We start from the raw sequence: 22,092 nt of genomic DNA on the forward strand, positions 1-22,092 counted from the left end.
GGTCCTCCGATGAGTCTCGTGCGTCGTTGCTCCCGAGATTCTATGTCGGAATGAGAACTGATTCCACATTTGGTGAGACTCAGTACCGCGATCGGCGGATGCTGCGGCCCTGCGTTGTTCACTGCAGATAATCGGGCGCGGCCGGCAGCCCGAAGAACTCCTCGAGCGTGTGGAAGCCCCCCGCGTGGTACGCCTCCGCCAGCTCGACGCCGATGTAGCGGACGTGCCATGGTTCGGGCATGTATCCGCTGATCGGAGTCGATCCGTCTTCGTAGCGCACGATGAAGCCGTACTCCCACGCGTGCTCGGCAACCCAGGCGCCCTGTGGCGTCGCGCCGAAAGCCTCGATGCCGCCGCAGGGAGCGCACGCGACGAGGTCGAGGGCCAGACCCGTCTGGTGTTCGCTGTGCCCGGCCCGCGCGGATGCGGCATCCGCGTGATCCTGCCCCTCCGCCCGCACGTGCGAGGCGTAAGTGCGAACCTGCAGGTCGTAGGAGCGATAGCCGTTGTTGGCGCCGATCTGCCCCACGCCGTCGGCCGCAGCCCCCGCTGCGAGTTCGCCGACGGCTGCGGCGACATCGGATCGTGCCTGCCCCGACCCGGTCGTGAGCTGCAGCGGCGCCGCCGTGAGCGGCTGCGGCGTGAAGTCGATCGGGTCGAGCGGCCGCGCCTTGTTGACCACGACCCAGACGTGCGAGGGGTCGTTCAGGGCGATGCACGGGGCGTTGCCGGCGACGACGGCCTCGCGGAAGCTCTCACCCCCGCCGAACGCGGCGATGGTGGCGGCGTCATCCGCGCTCGCGATGGCCGCCTGCACGGCGGGCTCGGAACACGGATCGGCTGCCGCGATCGCATCCAGCTCGATCCCCGGCACCGCCTCCACGACGCTGGGTTCGGGCATCGTCTGCTCGGCGGACGCTCCGTTCGTCGGCGCCGTGCCGATCGCGATGAGGATGCCGATCGCCGTGACCGCGAGCCCGATCGGCAGCGCGGGACCGTGGATCGGGGAACGCGGCGGCGCGTGCTGGGGCTGCCGCGGAAGATGCATGACTCCATTGTCGCCGACCGCGGGGACGACGCCAACGCGGACGCATGCTTGTAGCCTCATTGCATGCCGCAAGCCCGAGAGTCCGTCTCCCCTTCGACGAGCATGGGTCGCGGCATGGACGTTCTGACCGCGCTGACCGCGCTGCGTCGAGACGGCGGCAAGCCGACGGTGGCGGAGATCGCCCGCGTGCTCGACCGCGAGCGCTCCCAGGTGTCGCGCACCCTGGCCACTCTGGCCGACAGCGGCCTGATCGAGCGTCGCGCCGATCGCTCCTTCGATCTCGCCTGGGGGTGGTACGCGACCGCGCAGGAGCTCACGGCGCAGAGGATGCGCGTGCACGGCCTCGCCGTGCTGCAGAGCCTCTCCGCCGAGCTGGGCGAGGCCGCGTTCCTGAGCGTGCTGCAGGGCGCGACGACGCTCACGATGCTCGAGAGCCTGCCAGCTGCCTCGCGGATGATCGGCTCGTGGATCGGGCGCGCATATCCCGCCTACTGCAGTGATGCCGGGCGGGCGACGCTCTGGGACGCGGCCGACGAAGAGGTCCGCGCCGTCTTCGAGACGACCGAGTTCTCGCCGCAAGGGCCGCGGACGCCGCTGTCGATCGAGGAGTTCCTGTCGAGGCTCGATGACGATCGCAGCCGCGGCTACTCGATCGTCGATCAGGAGGCGGAGCCGGGGCTGTACTCGGTCGCGGCTCCCGTCTGGGACTTCCGCGGAGAGGTCGTCGCCGCGATCCAGGTGGTGGGTGCACGCGAGGCGATGTCGGCGCGTGCGGCCGAGTGCGGTGCGGCGTGTGCCCGCGCGGCGACCGCCCTCTCAGACGCCCTCGGTGCGCCGCGAAGCTCGTGAGATGAGGCTCAGCCGCGCTCTGCGATATCGCTGAGCTGCTGCGAGAACTGCTCGAGCAGCATCCTGGTCCGCCGGCTCGGCCCCTTGGCCGTGTGCCGGCCGCGCACGGCGATCGAGGCGATGACCGCGCCGCCATGCCGGATGGGAAGAGCGAACTCGTCCACGCCCTGGTCGTACTCCTCCCGTGCGGAAATCAATCCGGCCGCACGGTCGCGCTCCTGCACCCGCTCGACCTCGTCCGCAGAACGCGGCGCAGTCGGTCCGCCCACCCCGACGAACTGCACGTCGTGGAGCAGGGTCTCGATGTCGGCGCGCCCGTGATCCCACAGCAGCGCCCGCCCCGCTCCGGTGCACCAGATCGGCGTCACCAGGCCGTCCCTGAGGGAGCGATCGGGACCCTCCGCGGCGGTCTCGTGTCTCAGGACCACGCCGCGCACTCCCTCGGCGACGGTGATGAACGCGTTCATGCCGAGAGCGGATGCGAGGGAGCGGAGCGCGACACGCGACTCCCGCAGCCAGGACACGTTGAGCGCAGCCGCAGTGCGGAAGAACTCCGCGCCGGCGGTGAAGAGCGCGTCGCCGTCGCGCTCGAGAAGCCGCCGCTCGCTCAGCTCGCGGCTGAGGCGGGAGACCCGGCTCCGCTCGATGCCCGTGTACTCCGCGAGGCGGGAAGCCGTGACACCGGGACGAGCGGAGCGTTCCTGTTCGACGGCGGCGGCCAGGAGGGCGAGCCCCTGGGTCAGCGATGATGATGCCACCGTGCGATCTCCTCCACGCGTCGAGACCGCCAGCCTAACCGCAGGGGCCGGCGTGGCCGCCGCCCCCTGCGCAGGAGCGTCCCGCTCGTCCGTCGATCAGTGCGGAGCAGTCAGACCCCGTCGGATTCGGACTCGTGGTCCACGGCAGTCGCGTGGCCCTTGCGTCCGTGCCGCCACCAGAAGTACAGGTAGCACGCGCCGACGAACGGCAGGCCGAAGTAGAGCGCGGCGACCTGGTTCGGGTCGAACGCGATCGCGATGACCGAGACCAGCAGAAGTGCGAAGGCGACGATCGGCAGAACCGGGTACAGCGGAGTGCGGTACGCGAGGTCGGCGACGCGCCCGCCCTCTCTGACGAACTTTCGCCGGTGGAAGTACAGCGAGGCGACGATCGACATCCACACCGCCACGACCGCGAAACCCGCGATCGACACGAGCACGAGGTACACGGTTCCCGCGGCGATGACACTGGTGAGCAGCGAGACCATGCCGATCAGGATACTGACGCTGAGGGCGATGATCGGAACTCCGCGCTTCGTGAGGCGGGTCAGCGCCTTCGGAGCGTGCCCTTCCTCGGCAAGGGAGAACAGCATGCGCGCACAGGAGAAGAGCCCGCTGTTCCCCGCCGAGAGGAGCGCGGTGATGATGACGAAGTTCATGATGTCGGGCGCGAACGGCACCCCGACGTACTGGAAGACGTCGACGAAGGGGCTGCTCGTGACGCCGGCCTGGTCATACGGGAGGATCGCGGCGACCACCGCGATCGCGCCGACGAAGAGCACGACCAGCCGGAGCACCGTCGATCGCAGGGCCTTCGGGATGTTCTTCGCCGGGTCCTTGGTCTCGCCGGCGGCGACTCCGATGAGCTCCGAGCCGCTGAAGGCGTAGAAGACGGCGAGCGAGGTGATGAGGACGCCGCTGAATCCGTTGGGGAAGAGCCCGCCAGGTGTCTCGAAGTTGCTGAAGAGCAGGGCAGGAGGATGCTCGGCTGACAGCGGCGTGAAGCCGAAGACCGCCGCGGCGCCCAGGACGATCAGCGCGACGATCGCGACGACCTTGACGAGGGAGAACCAGAACTCGGCTTCGCCGAAGACTCGCGCCGAGATCGCGTTCAGGATGAAGAGCACGGCGGCGAAGACGAGGCACCAGACCCAGACGGCGACGCCGGGGAACCATCGCTGCATGAGGATACCGGCGGCGGTGAACTCGGATCCGAGCGCCACCACCCAGCACAGCCAGTAGAGCCACGCGGTCGTGAAGCCCGTTGCGGGGCCGATCGAGCGCGCGGCGTAGATGTGGAACGCCCCGGAGACCGGGTAGGCGATAGCGAGCTCACCGAGGCACGCCATGACGAGGTAGACGACGGCCGCGCCGATGAGGTACGCGATGATCGCGCCGAGAGGGCCGGCCTGCGAGATCGTGTACCCGGAGCTGAGGAAGAGGCCGGAGCCGATCACGCCTCCGAGCGCGATCATGATGAGGTGCCGCGCGTCCATCGTGCGCTGGAGACGCCTCAGCGGCACCTGGGTAGCCGTGGTGTGCGGCAGGGCATTGGGGAGGGTCTTCTCCCCGGGGAGTGGCGTCATCGGGAAACTCGCAATCGGGTGCTATGTGCATCATATTCACATCCTTGTGTTTATGATGCATCTTTTTGTGGGTTGCCGGGACACTACCCCGGCGACGCGGCATCCCACAAGAACCCGTTCCGCATCCGTGCCCGCTCTCGGCCAGAGCGGGCGATCCGTCATCGCGACGGACAATGCGCCCATGTCCGCGGCCGTTCCGGAAGGGGCGCACGGACATCACCCGAGCCGACGATGGAAATCTGCCCCGCACGGCGTCGCCGCGCGGCATCCCCATCACGAACTGGAGAACCCCGTGAGCCACCACGACATCGCTCTCATCGGCTTCGGAGGCGTCAACCGGGCGCTCGCCGAGATCATCCACTCCCGCGGCGAGCGCCTCGCCGCGGACATCGGCTGCACCTTGCGCGTCGTGGCGATCACCGACCTGCGCTTCGGGTCGCTCATGCAGAGCGAAGGCATCGATCTCGCCGCCGTACTCTCGATGACCGGTGACCAGAGCTTCGCCGGGATGCCCGGCGGCGATTCCGAGCCGAAGAACGAACACGTCATCCGCCATACGACAGCGGACATCGTGGTCGAGGCGACCTTCACGAACCCGATCGACGGGGAACCGGCCGTCTCGCACGTGCGCGCCGCCCTCGAATCGGGCAAGAGCGTGACCACGACCAACAAGGGCCCCGTGGCTCTGGCCGGCCGCGAGCTGTCGGCGTTGGCCGAGGCGCACCGCGTGCGGTTCGAGTACGAGGGCTCGGTGATGAGCGGCACTCCCGTGCTGCGTCTCGCTGCGGAGACGCTGAAGGGCCTGCAGATCTCGAGCATCCAGGGCATCCTCAACGGCACCAGCAACTTCGTGCTCGGGCGGATGGAGGCGGGGTCCTCTCTCGACGCCGCCGTAGCCGAGGCTCAGGCGCTCGGCTACGCGGAGGCCGATCCGACCGCCGATGTCGAGGGATCGGATGTGCAGCTCAAGGTCGTCATCCTCGCCAACGAGATCCTCGGCGCCGGCATCACCACGGCCGACGTGAGCCGCACGGGCATCAGCGGGATCACCGAGCACGACGTCGCTGCGGCTGCGGCCGACGGCGAGCGCTGGAAGCTGGTCGGCTCGATCGCCCGCGACGAGTCGGGATCGGTGACGGCATCGGTCCAGCCGCTCGCGCTGGGGGCCGAGCATCCTCTGGCCGGAATCTCCGGAGCCACCAACGCCGTCGCCTTCACCACCGATCTGCTGGGCACGGTGACGATCTCCGGCCCGGGTGCCGGACGCATGGAGACGGCGTACGCGCTGCTCTCCGACATCATCGCGATCGACGCGCACCAGACCGCTCTGGCCGGGGCTGCACGATGAGCCTGCAGACCGTGCTTCCGCCCGCTCCCGCGGACTCGCTGCTGACCGTCCGTGATCCCTTCTCGGACGAGATCATCGGCCGGGTGGTGCAGAGCGATGCCGCAGACGTCGCTGAGATCATGGCGCGCGCCCGCCTCGGGGCGTCGCTGTCGCGGGAGCTCACCCGGTTCGAGCGGCACGCCATCCTCGCCCGTGCCGCGCGACTGCTCGAGGATCGTGCCGACGAGGCCTCGGCGCTCATCGTGCGCGAAGCAGGCAAGACGATCGTCCAGGCGCGCAAGGAGGTCGGCCGGGCGATCACGACCCTGTCGCTCTCGGCCGAGACCGCGCGGTCGTTCCAGGGAGAGGTCATCCCCTTCGACGCGTACGAGGGCTCGGCCGATCGGCGCGGCTGGTACACCCGGGAGCCGCTGGGCGTGATCCTCGCCATCACGCCGTACAACGACGCACTCAACCTCGTCGCGCACAAGCTCGGACCCGCCATCGCCGGCGGCAACTCGGTGATCCTCAAGCCGTCGCAGTTCACCCCGCTGACCGCGCAGCTGCTCGTCGAGGTGCTCACTTCCGCCGGCCTCCCCGACGAGATCGTGACACTCGTGCACGGCGACCGCCACCTGGCGCAGGCGCTTGTCTCGGTGCGCGACATCCGCATGGTGTCGTTCACGGGCGGTTTCGCGACCGGCGAGGCGATCGCACGCGCCGCCGGTCTCAAGAGGCTCGCGATGGAGCTCGGCGGCAACGCCCCCGTGCTCGTGTTCGCAGATGCCGACATCCCCGCGGCCGTCGAGGCGTGCGTCTCCGGTGCGTTCTGGGCCGCGGGGCAGAACTGCGTGGGCGCCCAGCGCCTCCTCGTCGCGCGCCCCGTGTACGACGAGTTCCGAGATCGCCTTGCGGCGCGGACCTCGTCTCTCACGGCCGGTGACCCGGCAGACCCCTCGGTCGATGTGGGTCCGATGATCTCCCAGGCCGCGGCGGAGCGCGCCGAGGCCGCGGTCGACGATGCCGTCGCAGCCGGCGCCCGCGTCATCGCCGGGCATCGCCGTGAGGGCTCGGTGTACTGGCCGACCGCCGTCGAGAACGTCGACGCGACGAGCGGACTGTGGACCGAGGAGGTCTTCGCCCCCGTCGTGGCGCTCATGCCGTTCGACACCGAGCACGAGGCCGTCGCGCGCGCGAACGACGTGGAGTACGCGCTGCACGCGGCCGTGTTCACCTCGGACGTCACCCGCGCGCTGCGCGTCGCCGAGTCGCTGGAGGCCGGCGGGGTGATGATCAACGACTCCTCCGACTACCGCGTCGACAGCATGCCCTTCGGCGGTGCCAAGTACGGGAGCATGGGCCGAGAAGGCGTGCGGTTCGCCTTCGAGGAGATGACGCAGCCGAAGGTGACCTGCATCGCGCTGTGATGCAGGAGTGGGCGGGCGGATGCTGCGCAGCCTCCGCCCACCGCTCACTCGCGGTCGATGACGCGGGTGAGCGAGACCGCCGTGACCGTGTTCGACACCCCGGGCAGCGCGGCGAGCATCTCCCAGATCTCCCCGATGCGGTCCATGGACTCCGCCTCCAGCGACACGAGCAGATCGAAATCCCCCGACATCACATCGCATCGGCGCACTTCAGGGATGCGGGAGATCTCGGCGATCACCCCTCCCCCGCGCATCCTGTCGCTGCGATACACCATGACGATGGCCGACACCCGCGAACGACCCGCGCGCCCGGAGACGACGGTGTATCCCGCGATCACTCCCTCGCGTTCCATGCGGTCCATGCGCTGCTTGACGGCGTTGCGCGAGAGATGCACGCGGGCGGCGAGCGACACCAGCGGGACTCGCGCGTCTTCGGTGAGCGCCGCGATGATGCGGCGATCGATCTCGTCCAGACGATGCTCGCTCATCTGCGCCTCCCGTGCATTATCAGCAATTGTCTGTGCTTATTATGCACTCTAAGATCGACACAGAACCATCCGCGCATCGCGGAGCGAAGGAGCATCCATGCACGCGCGTCCTGACCGCCACGACCCCCGCACCCTCTCGGATCTGAGCCTGGCGGTGCATGCCGGCATCCAACTCGACTCGACGCTGGCGCTGCGCACCCCGCTGGTCATGGCGAACTCGTATCAGCTCCCCGACGATCCGAGCGACATCAGCTGGTCCGCCACGGCGCCGGGTCTCTACACGCGCAACACCGGGGTGAACCAGGCCGCGCTGGAGCAGAAGCTCGCCGCTCTGGACGAGGCCGAAGAAGCCGTCGCCCTCGCCTCGGGCGTCGCCGCGCTGCACGCGGTCTTCTTCACCCACGTGCGCGCCGGCGACCACGTCGTGGTGAGCGATGTCGTCTACGAGGCGACCTGGCGGCTGTGGACCGAACTGCTCCCGCGCCGCTACGGACTGGAGGCGACCTTCGTCGACGTGAGCGATCTCGATGCGGTGCGGGCCGCGATGCGTCCGGAGACCAGACTCGTGTGCATCGAGGCGATCGCGAACCCGACCACGAAGGTCGCCGACGTCGCAGCGATCGCCGAGATCGCCCATGCCGGCGGAGCGCTCCTGATGGTCGACTCGACGTTCACCCCGCCGCCGTTCTTCCGGCCGATCCGCAACGGGGCCGACCTCGTCGTGCATTCGCTGACCAAGTACCTGAACGGTCACGGCGACGCGATGGGCGGATCCGTCGCAGGCCGTCACGAGCTCATCGAGCCGATCAAGGCCGACGCGATGGTCGACGTCGGCGGCATCATCTCGCCCTTCAACGCCTGGCAGATCCAGCGCGGAACCGTCACGCTCCCTCTGCGTCTGCGTCAGCACTTCACGTCGGCCGCCCGGATAGCCGACATGCTGGCCGACGATCCTCGCGTGGAGTACATCGCCTACCCTGGGCTCGACTCCCACCCCGATCACGCCCTCGCCGTGCGGCAGTTCGAAGGTCGCGGCTTCGGAGGCATGATGGCGTTCGCAGTGAAGGGGTCGCCCGATGTGCAGAACCGCTTCGTCGCGAACCTCCGTCTGATCACCTCCGGGTTCTCGCTCGGTCACGACGATTCGCTGATCGTGCACACCGGCACCGAGGGCGGTCGAGTCGCCGCCTATCCAGAGCCGTTCCGGACGCACGGTCACCTCCGCCTCTCGGTCGGCCTCGAGGACGCCGACGACCTGCTGCACGATCTCGCAGCCGCGCTCGACGCGACGTTCTCGCACTGACTCGCCGCGTCGTGCCGGAAGCACCCGCGGGCGCCGCGTGTTGCATTCACAAGCAGGGTTTCCGCACGACGACCAGAGACGGCACGCCGACATGACAGAGACGCACCCCTCGCCCGCACTCGAGGTGCCAGCCACGCCCGGCCCGGGAATCGCTCACGACACCTTCACCATCACGCGCACGTTCGACCTGGACCGCGCCGAGGTGTTCGCTGGGTTCGCCGACGATCGACGCCGCAGGCGATGGGTCAGGATGCCGGGCGGCGGCGCCACCTACGATCACGACTTCCGGGTCGGCGGCGGGGAGGATGCACGGAGCACCTTCTCTCTGCCCGGCGTGCCGGTCGAGACGGTGCGGAATCGATCGCGCTATCTCGACATCGTTCCGGACCGACGGATCGTGTTCGTGTACGAGGCGATCGTCGACGACGTGACCCGATGGGTCTCCCTGGTGACCGTGACGCTCGAGGACGCGCCCGAGGGAGGCACGACACTGACGTGGACCGAGCAGGCGGCATTCCTCGTGCGGACGGGCGACGGCAGCGCCGACCTGCCGCATCTGCGCACGGGCACGGCGCTGCGACTCAACGGTCTTCCCGCAGCCCTCGACGTCAAGCCGCCCACCGCCTCGTGATGGGAAGATAGTTTCGATGTCGGCTTGACATCTGTTCGCTTCTTTGTTCGAATAAAGCATGCGTTGGCAGGGTCAGAAGCTCGGAGACACGGATAGCGCCGCCCTGCCCGGCCTCGAGAACCGTGCCGGCATCCTCCGCACCGTCACGACTCCCGAGTTCGCCGGGATGACCTTCCACGAGGTGCTCTCGAAGTCGGCGCTGAACAAGGTTCCCGGCGCCTCGCAGATGCCGTTCTCATGGACGATCAACCCTTATCGCGGATGCAGTCATGCCTGCGTGTACTGCCTGTCTCCAGACACGCGGATCCTGTGCGCCGACGGGCGCCAGCGGCCGCTTCGCGATCTCGAGATCGGCGATGAGATCATCGGCACCGAAGTCCAGGGCGCCTACCGACGGTACGTGAGAACGACGATCACGGCGAAATGGGACAGCCGGAAACCGGCGTATCGCGTCGGCCTCGCCGACGGCACGCAGCTCGTCGCCAGCGGAGACCACCGTTTCCTCACTGACCGAGGATGGAAGCACGTGACGGATGCGGAGACCGGGCAGCGTCCCCACCTCACTCTGAATAACCGGCTCATGGGATTCGGCATCGGTGTCGACAGCATCTCGGTCGAGAGGACAGCGGTCAAGACCGTCGCCGATCTGCGCGTCGTCGAGATCGTTCCGCTCGAGGGGGAGCACGACCTGCTCGACATCACGACGGGCACCGGGGATTTCATCGCCAACGGAGTGATCAGTCACAACTGCTTTGCTCGAGGAACCCACGAGTACCTCGACCTCGACGGCGGAGCCGACTTCGACTCCCAGATCGTCGTCAAGGTCAACGTCGCCGAGATCCTCGAGAAAGAACTGCGGCGCGGCAGCTGGCAGCACGAGCTCGTCGCCCTCGGCACGAACACCGATCCGTACCAGCGCGCCGAGGGCCGCTACAAGCTCATGCCGAGCATCATCGAGGCGCTCGCGGCATCCGGCACGCCCATGTCGATCCTCACCAAGGGCACGCTGATCCGGCGCGACATCCCGCAACTGGTGAAGGCGGCGCAGCGCGTGCATGTCGACATTCAGATGTCGATCGCGATGTACGACGACGATCTGCAGAAGGCGATCGAACCGGGCACGCCGACGACGCAGGCGCGGCTCGACACGGTGCGGGCCCTCACGGATGCCGGGTTCCGGGTGACCGTCTTCCTGATGCCGATCATGCCCCACATGACCGACTCGGTCGACGCGATCGACACGGCGCTGGCCCGCATCAAGGCGGCGGGAGCGGTGCGCGTGATCTACGGCGTCCTGCATCTGCGGCCCGGTGTGAAGCCGTGGTTCATGCAGTGGCTCGGCGAGTTCCGCCCTGATCTGCTGTCGTCGTATCGCGGGCTGTATCCGGGGATGTCGGCCGAGGCGCCCAAGCCCTACCGGCAGTGGCTGTCGAAACGCGTGCGACCGCTGATCCGCATGCACCGGCTCGACGGGTACGACGAGATCGAGGTCGAGCCGGCGAGCGGCAGGGGGTTCGGACGGATGCCGGTGCGCCCTATTCGCGTCGCAGCATCCGCGCCGGCACAGCCGATGCTCTTCTGAACGCGCGCCGTATCGCTAGGATCAGGCGCATGTACGGGGGATTCATCATCGTTCTGCTGCTCGGAGGAATCGGCGCCGTGTTGTTCGGCGCGTCGATGCCGGCCACGATCGGAACGGTGTTCGTGGCCTTGGGCGCGGCCGCGTTCTGCGCGGGCCTCGTGCACGTCGGCACGCGCCTGTGGGATCAGGAGTCCGCGAAGAAGTAGCCTCCGCGCGCCGTAGGCTTGGGCCCTATGGCTATCGGATCGACTATGTACACGTTCGACGTGCAGCTCGCCGACACCGATCGCGGGGTGTACGAGGACTACGCGCTGCGGGTGGCGCGGCATCCGTCCGAGACCGACGCCTACATGCTCACGCGCGTGCTCGCCTACGGCCTCGAGTACACCGAGGGCATCGTCTTCGGTGGGAGCGTCTCGTCCACCGAAGAGCCGGCCGTGCTCGTGCGAGACCTCACCGGTCTCACCACCGCGTGGATCGAGGTCGGCGCCCCCGATGCCGAACGCCTGCACTACGGCAGCCGGATCGCCGAGCGCACCGTCGTCTACACGCACCGCGACCCCGCGAAGGTCATGGCGCTCTGGGTCGACAAGCGCATCCACCGGGCCTCGGAGATCAGGGTCTACAGCTTCGACCCCGGATTCATCGACTCGGCCGTGCCGGCGCTCGAGCGCCGCAACACGCTGACGATCACCATCACCGAGCAGACGCTGTACCTCTCGCTCAACGGCGTGACGCTGAGCACCGCGGTGCACGAGCACGAACTCGGCTGAGCCCCGCCGCAGCCCCACGGCATCCGTCTGCCCTCTGCCCTCTGCCGTCTGCCGTCTGAGCAGCTCTCGCTTCGAAGGAGATCTCTCGCTGCGAAGGATCATTCCAGCGGATCCTTCCTTCGAAGCGAGAGATCTCCTCCACAACGTGCGCTCCGGCACGCCTGCGGATTCCACGACGAAGGCCCCGCCCCGCGGATGCGGTGACGGGGCCTTCGTGAGCACAGCTCAGGAGGTGAGGTCGGCTGCGGTCGGAACGCGACCGGCGATCTCCTCGATCAGGTCGTCGTCGAGACGGGCGTTCTCGAACGGCGCGTCGATCTCGGCGCGCTGCAGCAGCTCGGTCATCCGACGCTGGCGCTGACGAGTGATCAGCGTGACGACGCGGCCCGAGCGACCGGCGCGGCCCGTACGGCCCGAGCGGTGCAGGTACGTCTTGTACTCGTCGGGCGCATCGGCCTGGACGACCAGGTCGATGTCGTCGACGTGGATGCCGCGGGCGGCGACATCCGTCGCGACGAGCACGTTCACGCGGCCCGACGTCAGACGCTCGAGGTTGCGCGTGCGCTTGGCCTGGTTGAGGTCGCCATGCAGAGACACGGCAGGGATGCCGGCGTCGTCGAACTGCTCGGCGAGCATGTCGGCGTAGGCACGGGTGCGGGCGAAGACGAGGGTCTTGCCCTGGCGGTCGACGAGCGACGTGAGGATGTCCGCCTTGTCGCGGTGCTCGATCACGAGCACGCGGTGCTCGATCGTGCTGGACTCCTGGTCCTCACCGGCGACCTCGTAGACGGCCGGGTCGACGAGGAACTCATCGACGAGAGCCGCGACCTCGCGGTCGAGCGTGGCCGAGAACAGGAGCTTCTGGCTGCCGTCGGCGGTGTGACGCAGAATCCGCTGCACGGGCTCGACGAAGCCGAGCTCGCACATGTGGTCGGCCTCGTCGAGAACCGCGATGCGGCAGTCGGAGAGGTCGAGCTTGCCCTGGTTGATGAGGTCCTCGACGCGGCCGGGAGTGCCGATGACGATGTCGACGCCCTTCTTGAGTGCGCCCACCTGACGACCCTGCGGCACGCCGCCGTAGATCTGGGTGGTGAACAGGCCCACGCTGCGCGCGATCGGCTGGATCGTGCGGTCGATCTGCAGCGCGAGCTCGCGCGTCGGAGCGAGGATGATCGCGCGCGGCGAGCGGCCGAACTCACGACGCTTGCCGGCCTGCGACTTCAGCACGTTCTCGACGAGCGGAGCGCCGAAGGCGATCGTCTTGCCCGAGCCGGTGCGGCCACGGGCGAGGACGTCGCGACCTGCGAGCACTGCGGGAATGCTGGCCGCCTGGATCGCGAACGGCGACGCGGCGCCCAGGTTCGCGAGGGTCTCGACGATGTTGGAGCCGAGGCCCAGATCGCCGAAGCTCACACCGTCGACCTCGACGGCCGCCACGGACTTGGCCTCGAGGCGCTCGTGCACGACATCGTCGGTCGGCTCGAACGCGGCCTTGGGCTTCGCGCTCCAGTCGTTGCGGCTCGGACGCGTGTCACGGGCCGTGCGGTCGTCGCGACGGGGGCGATCGGTGCGGTACGCGCCGCCGGTCGACGGACGCGAACGCTCGTCGCGGCCGCCCTCGATCGAGCGCTGTGCGCGATCGCGGTCGAAGGCGCGACGCGCACGGTCGGCGTCGTAGGAACGCTCAGGGCGCTCGGCTGCGCCGCGGTCGTTGCGCTGCGGGCGCTCGCTGCGGTCATCGCGACGCGGACGCTCGTCACGGTCGAAACGCGGGCGGTCGGCGCCGCGGTCGTTGAACCGGGGGCGCTCGGTGCGGTCGCCTGCGCGATTGGCGCGATCGCCGAAACCACGGTCGTCGCGCTGCGGGCGGTCGTCACGGTTGAACCGGGGGCGCTCGGTGCGGTCGCCTGCGCGATTGGCGCGATCGCCGAAACCACGGTCGTCGCGCTGCGGGCGGTCGTCACGCTGCGGGCGCTGACCGCCACGGTCGTCGCGATACGTGCCGGGACCGGTGGGCCGCTGGCCGTCGCGCTCGAAGCGAGGACGCTCTGCGCCGCGGTACGGGGCTCCCGAGCCTGTCGACGGGCGCGAGCGCTCGTCGAAGCGACGCCCCGTGGTCGGGCGGTCGTTGAACCGGGGGCGCTCGGAGCGCTCGTCGAAACGAGGACGCTCGTCGCGGTGGTGCGGCGCCTCGCGGCGACCGGATTCGGCGCGGTTGCGGATGCTGCGGGCCTCGTCACGGCCGGCGCGCTCCTGCGCGTTCCAGCGCTGCTTGGGGGCACCGGACTCAGCCTCAGCCGGACGGTAACCGCGGTGACCGGCGCTGCGGCTGCCCGGGCGACGGTCGTAGCCGCCGGCGGCGGGTGCGCTGCGGCGTTCGCCGGCATCCGCGCGGAAGGCGCCGCGCTCGGGACGGGCGCCGTCGCGGGCACCGGCGTGGCGGTCGTGGAAGGAGGTCTTCTTGGCGCCGTAGCGGGGCTCGAAGTTGGCGGCGGGACGGCCGCCGCGCGGCTTCTTGTTCTTGGGCATGGGTGTGTCCTTCTGAGTTCTCGCACGAGAACAGCGCTGCGCGCACGCGCGAGCACCCTGCGACTGAGCGCGGGTCCGGACTGTCTGCGGCCGGGGCCATTCATGTGATGGTTGATTTACGTCGATCGACGCTCACCATCGGCCCCTGGACTCACACTTCTTGCACAAAAACGTCCGCGACATGCGCGGGTGTCCGAAGCCGACCGCACGAGTCTACAGGCTTCGGCTGGGAGAGAGCCGGGCGGCGGCGTGCACGACCCCGGAGCATGTCTCCTCGCAGCCGCCGGATCGATCGCGAATTCTGCATCCGCTCGCGGATCGCGAGCAGTTGCGAACACGGCCAGCGCCGTACGATTGCGGGGTGAGCACCGAAACCCCCACCGGCACCCAGGTTCATCTCCGACGCGGCGAGGTCACCGCTCAGATCGCGCAGGTGGGCGCGTCGCTCCGCTCGCTGCGCATCGGAGACGTCGACCTGATCGCGCCCTACCCGCTCGAGGCGCCGACGCCCTCGTGCTCTGGCGTGGTGCTCGCCCCCTGGCCGAACCGGGTTCGCGACGGCCTCTGGAACGATGAGGGCTCGCAGCGCCAGCTGGCCATCAGCGAGCCGAAGTTCGGCAACGCCAGCCACGGACTCCTCCGCTTCGCCGCCTACGAGATCGAGCAGACGGATGCCGCCGCCACCCTGCGCGCGGCGGTCGTCCCGCAGACCGGCTATCCGTATCTGATCGACACGGCCGTCACCTACACGCTCACGGCGTGGGGCGTCGAGGTCAGGCACACGCTCACGAACCGTTCCGCGGAGGCGGCTCCGGTCGCGCTGGGTACGCACCCCTTCGTCACGATCGGCGACGTCGACCCGCACGAGCTGGTGCTCCGGGTCCCGGCCCGGACGGCGATCGAGACAGACGAGCGGATGCTGCCCACCGGAACCCGCGCGGCGGACCCGGCGCTGCGCGACGGCGTGCGCGTGGGCGACGTCACCCTCGACACCGGCTTCACCGACCTCGACCGCGACGACGACGGCCTGGTGCGGCACTCGCTCACGGCCCCGGACGGCCGACGGGTCACGCTCTGGCAGGACGAGAGCTTCGATTACGTCCAGGTGTACACCGCGACCAATTACCCCGGCCGTGAGCTCGCTGTCGCGATCGAGCCGATGACGGCACCCGCCGATGCGCTGAACAGCGGTCTCGGCATCCGCCGCCTCGCTTCCGGCGAGACCTGGAGCCTCCGCTGGGGCGTCGAGCTCGGCTGAACCGACGGCTGCCCGGGTGCGCGTTACGGTCGCCTCGGGCTGCGGAAGGCGACCGCAACGCACACCTCGCCCGCTCTCCGACTCAGGTCGCGATCGGTGTCGTCAACTCACGAGATGAGCGGCACAGTTCGCGACCCGAACGAGGAAGCCGGAACGCCGACTACTCGGCCGTCGGGTGCTCGCGCAGTTGCCGCCGGGTGAGCTGCGGAGCGTGCGGGAGTCCGGAAGCGGATGCCGACGACGGCCCCTCGACACCGGACGACGCCTCGGCTGCATCCGAGTCATCCGCCGCATCCGAACCGGCATCCGCATCCGAACCCGCATCCGAACCCGCCCCGGCCTTGCGGGCCTTCCGGCGCTCCCTGGCGCCCTCGACGAGGTTGTACAGCGTCGGCAGCACGATGAGCGTCAGCACGGTCGATGACACGAGTCCGCCGATCACGACGATCGCGAGCGGCTGCGAGATGAACCCGCCGTGGCCGGTGATGCCGAGCGCCATCGGGGTCAGCGCGAAGATCGTCGCGAGCGCCGTCATGAGAATCGGGCGCAGACGCTTCTCCCCGCCCGCGAGCACCGCCTCCGCCGTGGGCAGCCCCTTCTCGCGGTACTGGTTCACGAGGTCGACGAGCACGATCGCGTTCGTCACCACGATGCCGATGAGCATCAGCACGCCGATCAGCGAGGCGACGCCGAGCGGCACGCCGGTGACGATCTGCAGCAGGATCGCTCCGGTCGCCGCGAACGGCACCGAGACGAGCAGCAGCAGCGGCTGGCGCAGCGACTTGAACGTCGCCACCATCACCACGTACACGATGAGGATGGCCGCGAGCATCGCGAGTCCGAGCTGCGAGAACGAGTCGGCCTGCTGCGTCGCGACACCGCCGACCTCTGCCGAGGCGCCGTCCGGCAGGTCCACCGCGGCGAGCGCGGCGGAGACGGAGGTGGTCGCTACGGCGAGGTTGTCGGATGCCGGGGGCACCGTCACGGTAGCCGTGCGCTTGCCCTTCTCGGTCGTGATCGAGGTGGGGCCGTTGCGCTCCTCGACGGTCGCGATGTCCTGCAGCTGTACGATGCCGGCCAGCGTCGGGATCGCGAGCTCCTTCAGGGCCTGCGCCGTCGTGGGCGGCTCGGGGGCTGCGATGTACACAGTCAGCGCGGTGTCGTCGATCTCGACGGACCCGGCCTGCTGCGGACGCATGGTGTTCGACACGATCGAGCCCACGGCGACCTCGGAGAGCCCGCGCTCGGCCGCTGCCTGACGGTCGACGACCACGGCGAGGTACGGCAGCGCGGCGGCGAGGTTGTCGGTCACCTGGCCGACACCGTCGCGCCCCTTGATCTCGTCGACGACCGCAGAGGTCGCCTTCTCGAGGTCCTCGGAGTTCGACGCAGTGACGGAGACCTCGATGTCGCTGGACCCGAGGCCGGCGGATGCTCCTACGGCGACGTCTCCGACGTCCTTCAGCCCGTCGATGGCCTCCTGCACGTCGGCGCGAAGCTTCTCCTGATCGGCGTCGCTGTCGGTGAGCACCGAGAACGTCACTCCGGCACCGCCGGAGAACGCGTCGCGCAGCGCCGATCCGCTGGAGCCGATCGAGGCCTGCACGTGGGTGATGCCGTCGATGCCGAGGAGAGCCTTCTCGACCTTCATCGCGGCATCCGACTTGGATTCGAGGCTCGCGGTCGGACCGAGATCCTGCGTGACCGTCATCGTGTTCTGGCCGGAGTCGCTGAGGAAGTTCACCTTCATCAGCGGGGCTGCGGCGAGCGTCGCGCCGAGCACGACGACCGCGAGGATCACCGTGATGCCGGAGTGCTTGAGCGTCCAGCCGAGGATCGGCCGGTACGCGCGCTGCAGTCGCGTCGGCGGAGCGTCCGGGTGCTCCGGGTCGATCTGCACGCCGTGGTCGTCGAGCAGAGGCTTGCCGGGGCGCAGGAACCAGTAGGCCAGCACGGGGACGATCGTGAGCGCGACGAGCAGAGAGGCGACCATCGCGATCGTCACGGTCATCGCGAAGGGTCGGAACAGCTCGCCGACCATGTCGCCGACGAACACGATCGGCAGGAAGACCGCGACGGTCGTGATGGTGGATGCCGTGACAGCCGCCGCGACCTCGCGCACGGCGAGACGGATGGCGTCGCCCTTGTCGGCGTCGCCGACGTAGTGGCGCTTGATGTTCTCGATCACGACGATCGAGTCGTCGACCACGCGTCCGATCGCGATGGTCAGGGCGCCGAGGGTGAGGATGTTGAGCGAGTATCCGAACGCCTGCAGGCCGATGAAAGTGATCAGCACGCTGGTGGGGATCGAGATGGCCGTCACGAGCGTGGAGCGGATCGAGAGCAGGAACACGAGGATGACGATCACCGCGAACACGAGCCCGAGAAGGCCCTCGGTCGCGAGCGTGTCGATCGACTGGACGATGAAGGGCGCCTGGTCGAACACGATCGTGAACTTCGCGTCGGGGAACGCCTCCTTGATGTCGTCGAGAGCGGCGATCACCCCGTGCGACACCTCGACGGTGTTCGCGGCAGGCAGTTTGGTGATGGAGATCGACAGAGCGTCCTTGCCGTCCACGCGGGAGATCGACGTCACAGGATCGGTCTCCTGCACCACGGTCGCGACGTCGCCGATCGTCGCGTCCGTCCCCACGAGCGGGAGCGCGGCGATCTCGTCGACAGAGGTGATCTTCGCGCCGGTCTGCACCGTCAGGGTCTGACCGTTCTCGGTGATGTCACCGCCAGGGAACAGCGTGCCGTTCTGCTGCAGGGCCGAGCTGATGGCCTGGGTACTCTCGCCTGCGGCTGCGAGCTTGGCGACGTCCGGAGTGATCGTGATGCGCTGACCGACACCGCCGACGATCTGCGCGGCGTTGACGCCCTTGACGTCTTCGAGCTTCGGGATCGCGACGCTCTGGAGCTCGGCCTGGGCGTTGTCGGCATCGGCGAAGCCGGAGACCGCGACCTGGATCACCGGGAAATCGTCGATCGATACCGACAGGACCTGCGGGGTCACATCATCCGGCAGAGTGGAGGAGATGCGGTTGATCGCCTGCTGGATCTTCTGCTCGGCGGTGGCGAGGTTCGTGCCGTAGGTGAACGTCGCCTGCACGATCGAGGCGTTCGTCGTGCTGGTCGCCGTCGTTCCTTCGAGCCCCGGAACGCCCTGGATGGCCGACTCGATCGGCGTGGAGACGTCGTTCTCGACGACCTCCGGCGACGCCCCGGGGTAGGTCGTCATGACCATGAGGTTGGGCAGCTCGAGCGACGGGATGAGCTCCTGCTTGAGGTTCGTCAGCGCGAGGCCGCCGAACACCGCGGCGACGATCGTGATCAGCGCGATGAGCGCGCGGTTCTTCAGGCTCAGGACGGCGAGTTTCGACAAGGCGGTTCTCTCGGTTAGGCGGATGCTGCGGCTGGTGTCAGGATTCCGACGAGGGCGTCGCGGATGATGCCCTCGTCGAGCGGTTCGTCGTGGATCTGAGCGTGCCAGAGTACGCCGTCGATGAAGACGGCAGCTGCCCTGGCTCGGTCCAGACCGTGAACGGGTGCGATGAATCCGACGACCTCGTCGGACCAGTGCCGTGCGAGTTCGCGCACGCGCGGATCATGGACGGCCGCGGTGACCACGGCGCGATCGGCCTGCACGGCGTGAACGTCCGACAGGCTCTCGTGGATCAGCCGAGCCAGGCCTGCAGGTGTGACGCCGTCGGCGAGGACGGCCTGTCGCGTGGCCTCGATGCGGTTGTCGACCTCGGCGGCGAGCTCGCCGACTGCGGCTTCGCGGAGATCGTCGAGTGTGGCGAAGTACTGGGTCGTGGCGCCGAGCGGCACCCCTGCCCTGGATGCGACTTTGCGGTGCGTGATCGCGTCGACGCCGATCTCGACGATGAGCTCGGCTGCCGCGGTCACGATCTCGCGCCGGCGCGCCTCGGGGTCGCGCCTGCGCCGCAGTGCTTCGCTCATCCCCACCCCCTGTACAAGCAGTACATGTACGTTTGTACATTTTATGCCGAGGCAGGCTGAACGTTCGCCGCATCCGGCGAAGTCTGGCCGATGGTCTCTACCGCCGGCCGCTCGTGGCACGGACAATGGGATGCTGCCGCTGCCGACTCCCCTACCGCTGCGGCCTTCCGGAGGCCCCCATGGTCGCAAGACCCCCTACCGTGCGCGCCCTTATCGCCGCAGGAATCGTCGCCGCCGCGGTGTTCACGACGTCGACCGCGGCTCCGGCATCCGTCACCACACGCGTCAGCATCCTCGACGGCGATCACACGATGATCCTCGGCTGGGCATCGCACGACCTGACCACCATGTCCGCAGAAGAAGCGGCCTTCGAGCGATCGGATGCGATGATCTCGACCTACGTCGACTTCGTGCAATCGCCGGCCTTCCCCGATGACGAGGCCGACGCCGCCGAGGCACGCGGCTCAGCTCTGCTGATCGCGTGGGAGCCGTGGGACTGGAATCTCCCCGCCGATCAGCAGCCCGGGTTCGCACCGGCGCTGATCGCGGCGGGCGATTACGACACGTATCTGACGTCGTGGCTCACGTCGGCCCAACAGCGCACGGCCGACGCCGAGATCATCGTGCGCTTCGCACCCGAGATGGACGACACCACGCGTCCCTGGTCGAGTGGAACCGCGCCGGGAGACAGCACCCCCGCCGACTACATCGCGATGTGGCGGCACGTCTACGAACTGAAGCAAGCCGTCGCCCCCGACGTCGTCATGCTCTGGAACCCGCTGAACTACGGAGCGGGCCCGCATCCGTTCGAGGCGTACTACCCCGGATCGGCCTATGTCGACGCGCTCGCTCTCGACGGCTTCAACTGGGGATACACCCCGATGAGCCAGGCCGGCTGGCAGAGCCCCGACGACGTGTTCGGCTTCACCGACCCGAACGGCCCGGTGCCGCGGCTCAAGGCGCTAGCGGGCTCCAAGCCGTGGGGCATCGCCGAGACGGCATCCGCTCCCGACCGTCCCGCCGACTTCCAGCCCGGCGGACCGGGCTACGGCTCCTGGGGGAGCTGGGTGTTCCAGTGGCCCGAGAACCCTCCCTACGAGGCGACAGCGGATGACTGGATCACCCAGGAGGGATGGTCGCGGATGCTGATCGAACGCGCGAAGGACGCCGGCGCGTCGTTCGTCGACTTCTTCCACACCGTGAAGGAGACCGACTGGCGTCTCACCGACACCGCCGTTGGGCGCGAGGTGCTGAACGCCGGATCGTGAGCGCGGCGCCGGAGGGCACCGGCCACCACGTGAGCGACGCGCCACCACCCGAGCGACGTCATCTCGGCGGTGGCGCGTCGACATCACGGTGGCGCACTGCGGACTGAAGCCCGCTACTCGACCTGGCCGCGCTCGAAGTATGCGACCAGCTCGGGATCGAGTTGCGGCACCTCGATGGCCGAGCCGTCTCCGCGGAGCGACTGCGTCGCGAGGATGCCGGTGGCCACGGCTTCGCGGGCTGCGACGGGAGACGTCTCGGTGAGACCGCCGTCGCGCACGAAGCGCAGGAACTCGGCGACGAGCAGCGCGTCGGCGCCGTCATGCCCGGCATCCTCGACCTCGGGCACGATGAAGGTCTCGTCGGCCTCCCCCGCGCCGCGGTGACGGCGGTTCCACAGCTTGACCTCACTGCCCGCGGTGTCTCCGAAGTTCTCGATCCGCCCTTCGGTGCCGATCACCGTGTAGTTGCGCCAGTAGTCGGGGGCGAAATGGCACTGCTGATACGACGCCATGATGCCGCCGCTGAGCCGCATGTTCACCATCGAGATGTCCTCGACGTCGATCACCGGGTTCAGTCCGGTGAGCGACGTGGGCGGCCAGTTGTCCACGCTGAACCAGTCCGGCATCCGTTCGCCGGTGCGGTCGCGCCGATCGGCGATGCCGCCGTACACGCTGAGTTCGCCCATCGCCGCGACCCGTTCGGTGTAGGCGCCGGCCAGCCAGTGGATGATGTCGATGTCGTGCGCCCCCTTCTGCAGGAGGAGCCCGGTCGTGCGCCGGCGGTCGGCGTGCCAGTCCTTGAAGTAGAAATCGCCGCCGTGGCCGACGAAATGGCGCACCCAGACCGCCTTGACGTCGCCGATCCGCCCGTCCAGGATCAGCTCGCGCATGAGCGTGATCACGGGCATGTGCCGCATGTTGTGTCCGATGTAGAGGCGGCTGCCGGTACGGCGCGCGGCCTCCAGCATGGCGTCGGCGTCGGCGAGATCGATCGCGAGCGGCTTCTCGCAGAACACCGCGACGCCCGCCTCCAGGGCGCGGATGCTGAGAGCGGCGTGCATGTCGTCGGGTGTGAGCACCATCACGGCGTCGACGCCGGAGGCCAGCAGCTCGTCGACGGAGCCGGTGACGAGGGCGTCTGGAACGAGTCGTCGTGCGTCATCGCGAGCACGCTCTGACGGGTCGCAGATGGCGGTGATGCGCGACCCCTCGCCGGGGCGCTGCACCTCCTCGCGGAGAGTGGCGCGCGCGCCGAAGCCGATGATGCCGATGCGGAGGTCCACGGTGGCCTTTCTGGGA

18 protein-coding genes are annotated in these 22,092 nt (G+C 68.8%); 10 read left to right on the forward strand and 8 right to left on the reverse strand.

Annotated features, from left to right (window positions below):
* Positions 1 to 118: 118 nt before the first annotated feature.
* The gene (locus ACI3KT_RS05115; protein ID WP_292907557.1) at positions 119 to 1,048 is read right to left on the reverse strand and encodes a M15 family metallopeptidase; all 930 of its coding nucleotides are present in this window, start codon (positions 1,046 to 1,048) and stop codon (positions 119 to 121) included.
* Positions 1,049 to 1,111: 63 nt separating this feature from the next.
* Between ACI3KT_RS05115 and ACI3KT_RS05120 the strand changes: the two genes are divergently transcribed.
* The gene (locus ACI3KT_RS05120; protein ID WP_404902893.1) at positions 1,112 to 1,897 is read left to right on the forward strand and encodes an IclR family transcriptional regulator; all 786 of its coding nucleotides are present in this window, start codon (positions 1,112 to 1,114) and stop codon (positions 1,895 to 1,897) included.
* An 8-nt stretch (positions 1,898 to 1,905) separates the two neighbouring features.
* Here ACI3KT_RS05120 and ACI3KT_RS05125 read toward each other — a convergent pair whose 3' ends face one another.
* Both ACI3KT_RS05125 and ACI3KT_RS05130 read right to left on the reverse strand, forming a co-directional pair.
* Positions 1,906 to 2,655, reverse strand: a complete 750-nt coding sequence (locus tag ACI3KT_RS05125) for an IclR family transcriptional regulator C-terminal domain-containing protein (protein ID WP_404902895.1) — start codon at positions 2,653 to 2,655, stop codon at positions 1,906 to 1,908.
* Between the two features lie 110 nt (positions 2,656 to 2,765).
* Positions 2,766 to 4,241, reverse strand: a complete 1,476-nt coding sequence (locus ACI3KT_RS05130) for an amino acid permease (RefSeq protein WP_404902896.1) — start codon at positions 4,239 to 4,241, stop codon at positions 2,766 to 2,768.
* A gap of 292 nt (positions 4,242 to 4,533) precedes the next feature.
* On the opposite strand from ACI3KT_RS05130, the gene ACI3KT_RS05135 reads away from it, so the two are divergent.
* Together ACI3KT_RS05135 and ACI3KT_RS05140 are read left to right on the forward strand one after the other, a co-directional pair.
* Positions 4,534 to 5,589 (forward strand): homoserine dehydrogenase, encoded by a 1,056-nt coding sequence (locus ACI3KT_RS05135; protein WP_404902898.1) that lies wholly within the window; start codon positions 4,534 to 4,536, stop codon positions 5,587 to 5,589.
* The gene (locus tag ACI3KT_RS05140; protein WP_404902900.1) at positions 5,586 to 6,995 is read left to right on the forward strand and encodes an aldehyde dehydrogenase family protein; all 1,410 of its coding nucleotides are present in this window, start codon (positions 5,586 to 5,588) and stop codon (positions 6,993 to 6,995) included. The genes ACI3KT_RS05135 and ACI3KT_RS05140 overlap by 4 nt, the downstream gene beginning before the upstream one ends.
* Positions 6,996 to 7,039: 44 nt before the next feature.
* Here the strand turns inward: ACI3KT_RS05140 and ACI3KT_RS05145 are convergent, their stop codons facing one another.
* Positions 7,040 to 7,483, reverse strand: coding sequence for an Lrp/AsnC family transcriptional regulator (locus tag ACI3KT_RS05145; protein ID WP_307294155.1), 444 nt, complete (start codon positions 7,481 to 7,483; stop codon positions 7,040 to 7,042).
* 97 nt (positions 7,484 to 7,580) lie between these two features.
* Here ACI3KT_RS05145 and ACI3KT_RS05150 point away from each other — a divergent pair, with 97 nt between their 5' ends.
* The 5 genes from ACI3KT_RS05150 to ACI3KT_RS05170 all read left to right on the forward strand — a co-directional run bounded on the left by ACI3KT_RS05150 (position 7,581) and on the right by ACI3KT_RS05170 (position 11,772).
* Complete coding sequence (locus ACI3KT_RS05150) at positions 7,581 to 8,786, forward strand: trans-sulfuration enzyme family protein (RefSeq protein WP_404902902.1); 1,206 nt, start codon at positions 7,581 to 7,583, stop codon at positions 8,784 to 8,786.
* A gap of 91 nt (positions 8,787 to 8,877) precedes the next feature.
* The gene (locus tag ACI3KT_RS05155; protein WP_404902904.1) at positions 8,878 to 9,417 is read left to right on the forward strand and encodes an SRPBCC domain-containing protein; all 540 of its coding nucleotides are present in this window, start codon (positions 8,878 to 8,880) and stop codon (positions 9,415 to 9,417) included.
* A gap of 58 nt (positions 9,418 to 9,475) precedes the next feature.
* Positions 9,476 to 10,999, forward strand: coding sequence for an Rv2578c family radical SAM protein (locus ACI3KT_RS05160; RefSeq protein WP_404902905.1), 1,524 nt, complete (start codon positions 9,476 to 9,478; stop codon positions 10,997 to 10,999).
* A 29-nt stretch (positions 11,000 to 11,028) separates the two neighbouring features.
* Positions 11,029 to 11,205, forward strand: a complete 177-nt coding sequence (locus tag ACI3KT_RS05165; RefSeq protein WP_292907537.1) for a hypothetical protein — start codon at positions 11,029 to 11,031, stop codon at positions 11,203 to 11,205.
* 27 nt (positions 11,206 to 11,232) lie between these two features.
* Complete coding sequence (locus ACI3KT_RS05170) at positions 11,233 to 11,772, forward strand: YaeQ family protein (RefSeq protein ID WP_404902907.1); 540 nt, start codon at positions 11,233 to 11,235, stop codon at positions 11,770 to 11,772.
* 225 nt (positions 11,773 to 11,997) lie between these two features.
* Here ACI3KT_RS05170 and ACI3KT_RS05175 read toward each other — a convergent pair whose 3' ends face one another.
* On the reverse strand, positions 11,998 to 14,301 hold the full coding sequence (locus ACI3KT_RS05175) for a DEAD/DEAH box helicase (protein ID WP_404902909.1): 2,304 nt from the start codon (positions 14,299 to 14,301) through the stop codon (positions 11,998 to 12,000).
* A gap of 361 nt (positions 14,302 to 14,662) precedes the next feature.
* On the opposite strand from ACI3KT_RS05175, the gene ACI3KT_RS05180 reads away from it, so the two are divergent.
* Entirely contained in the window at positions 14,663 to 15,559 is an 897-nt protein-coding gene (locus tag ACI3KT_RS05180) for an aldose 1-epimerase family protein (RefSeq protein WP_404902910.1), read from the forward strand.
* A gap of 160 nt (positions 15,560 to 15,719) precedes the next feature.
* Here ACI3KT_RS05180 and ACI3KT_RS05185 read toward each other — a convergent pair whose 3' ends face one another.
* Both ACI3KT_RS05185 and ACI3KT_RS05190 read right to left on the reverse strand, forming a co-directional pair.
* Positions 15,720 to 18,944: an efflux RND transporter permease subunit gene (locus ACI3KT_RS05185; protein ID WP_404902912.1), complete on the reverse strand. Its 3,225-nt coding sequence runs from the start codon at positions 18,942 to 18,944 to the stop codon at positions 15,720 to 15,722.
* Positions 18,945 to 18,958: 14 nt separating this feature from the next.
* Positions 18,959 to 19,525: a TetR/AcrR family transcriptional regulator gene (locus ACI3KT_RS05190; protein WP_292907527.1), complete on the reverse strand. Its 567-nt coding sequence runs from the start codon at positions 19,523 to 19,525 to the stop codon at positions 18,959 to 18,961.
* 179 nt (positions 19,526 to 19,704) lie between these two features.
* Here ACI3KT_RS05190 and ACI3KT_RS05195 point away from each other — a divergent pair, with 179 nt between their 5' ends.
* Entirely contained in the window at positions 19,705 to 20,793 is a 1,089-nt protein-coding gene (locus ACI3KT_RS05195) for a hypothetical protein (RefSeq protein ID WP_404902914.1), read from the forward strand.
* Positions 20,794 to 20,906: 113 nt separating this feature from the next.
* On the opposite strand, the gene ACI3KT_RS05200 is transcribed toward ACI3KT_RS05195, so the two are convergent.
* Positions 20,907 to 22,076, reverse strand: a complete 1,170-nt coding sequence (locus ACI3KT_RS05200) for a Gfo/Idh/MocA family protein (protein WP_307294131.1) — start codon at positions 22,074 to 22,076, stop codon at positions 20,907 to 20,909.
* Between the last annotated feature and the right edge of the window lie 16 nt (positions 22,077 to 22,092).

It is taken from the genome of Microbacterium sp. ZW T6_19 (genome assembly GCF_044987465.1).
Lineage (GTDB): Bacteria > Actinomycetota > Actinomycetes > Actinomycetales > Microbacteriaceae > Microbacterium > Microbacterium natoriense_A.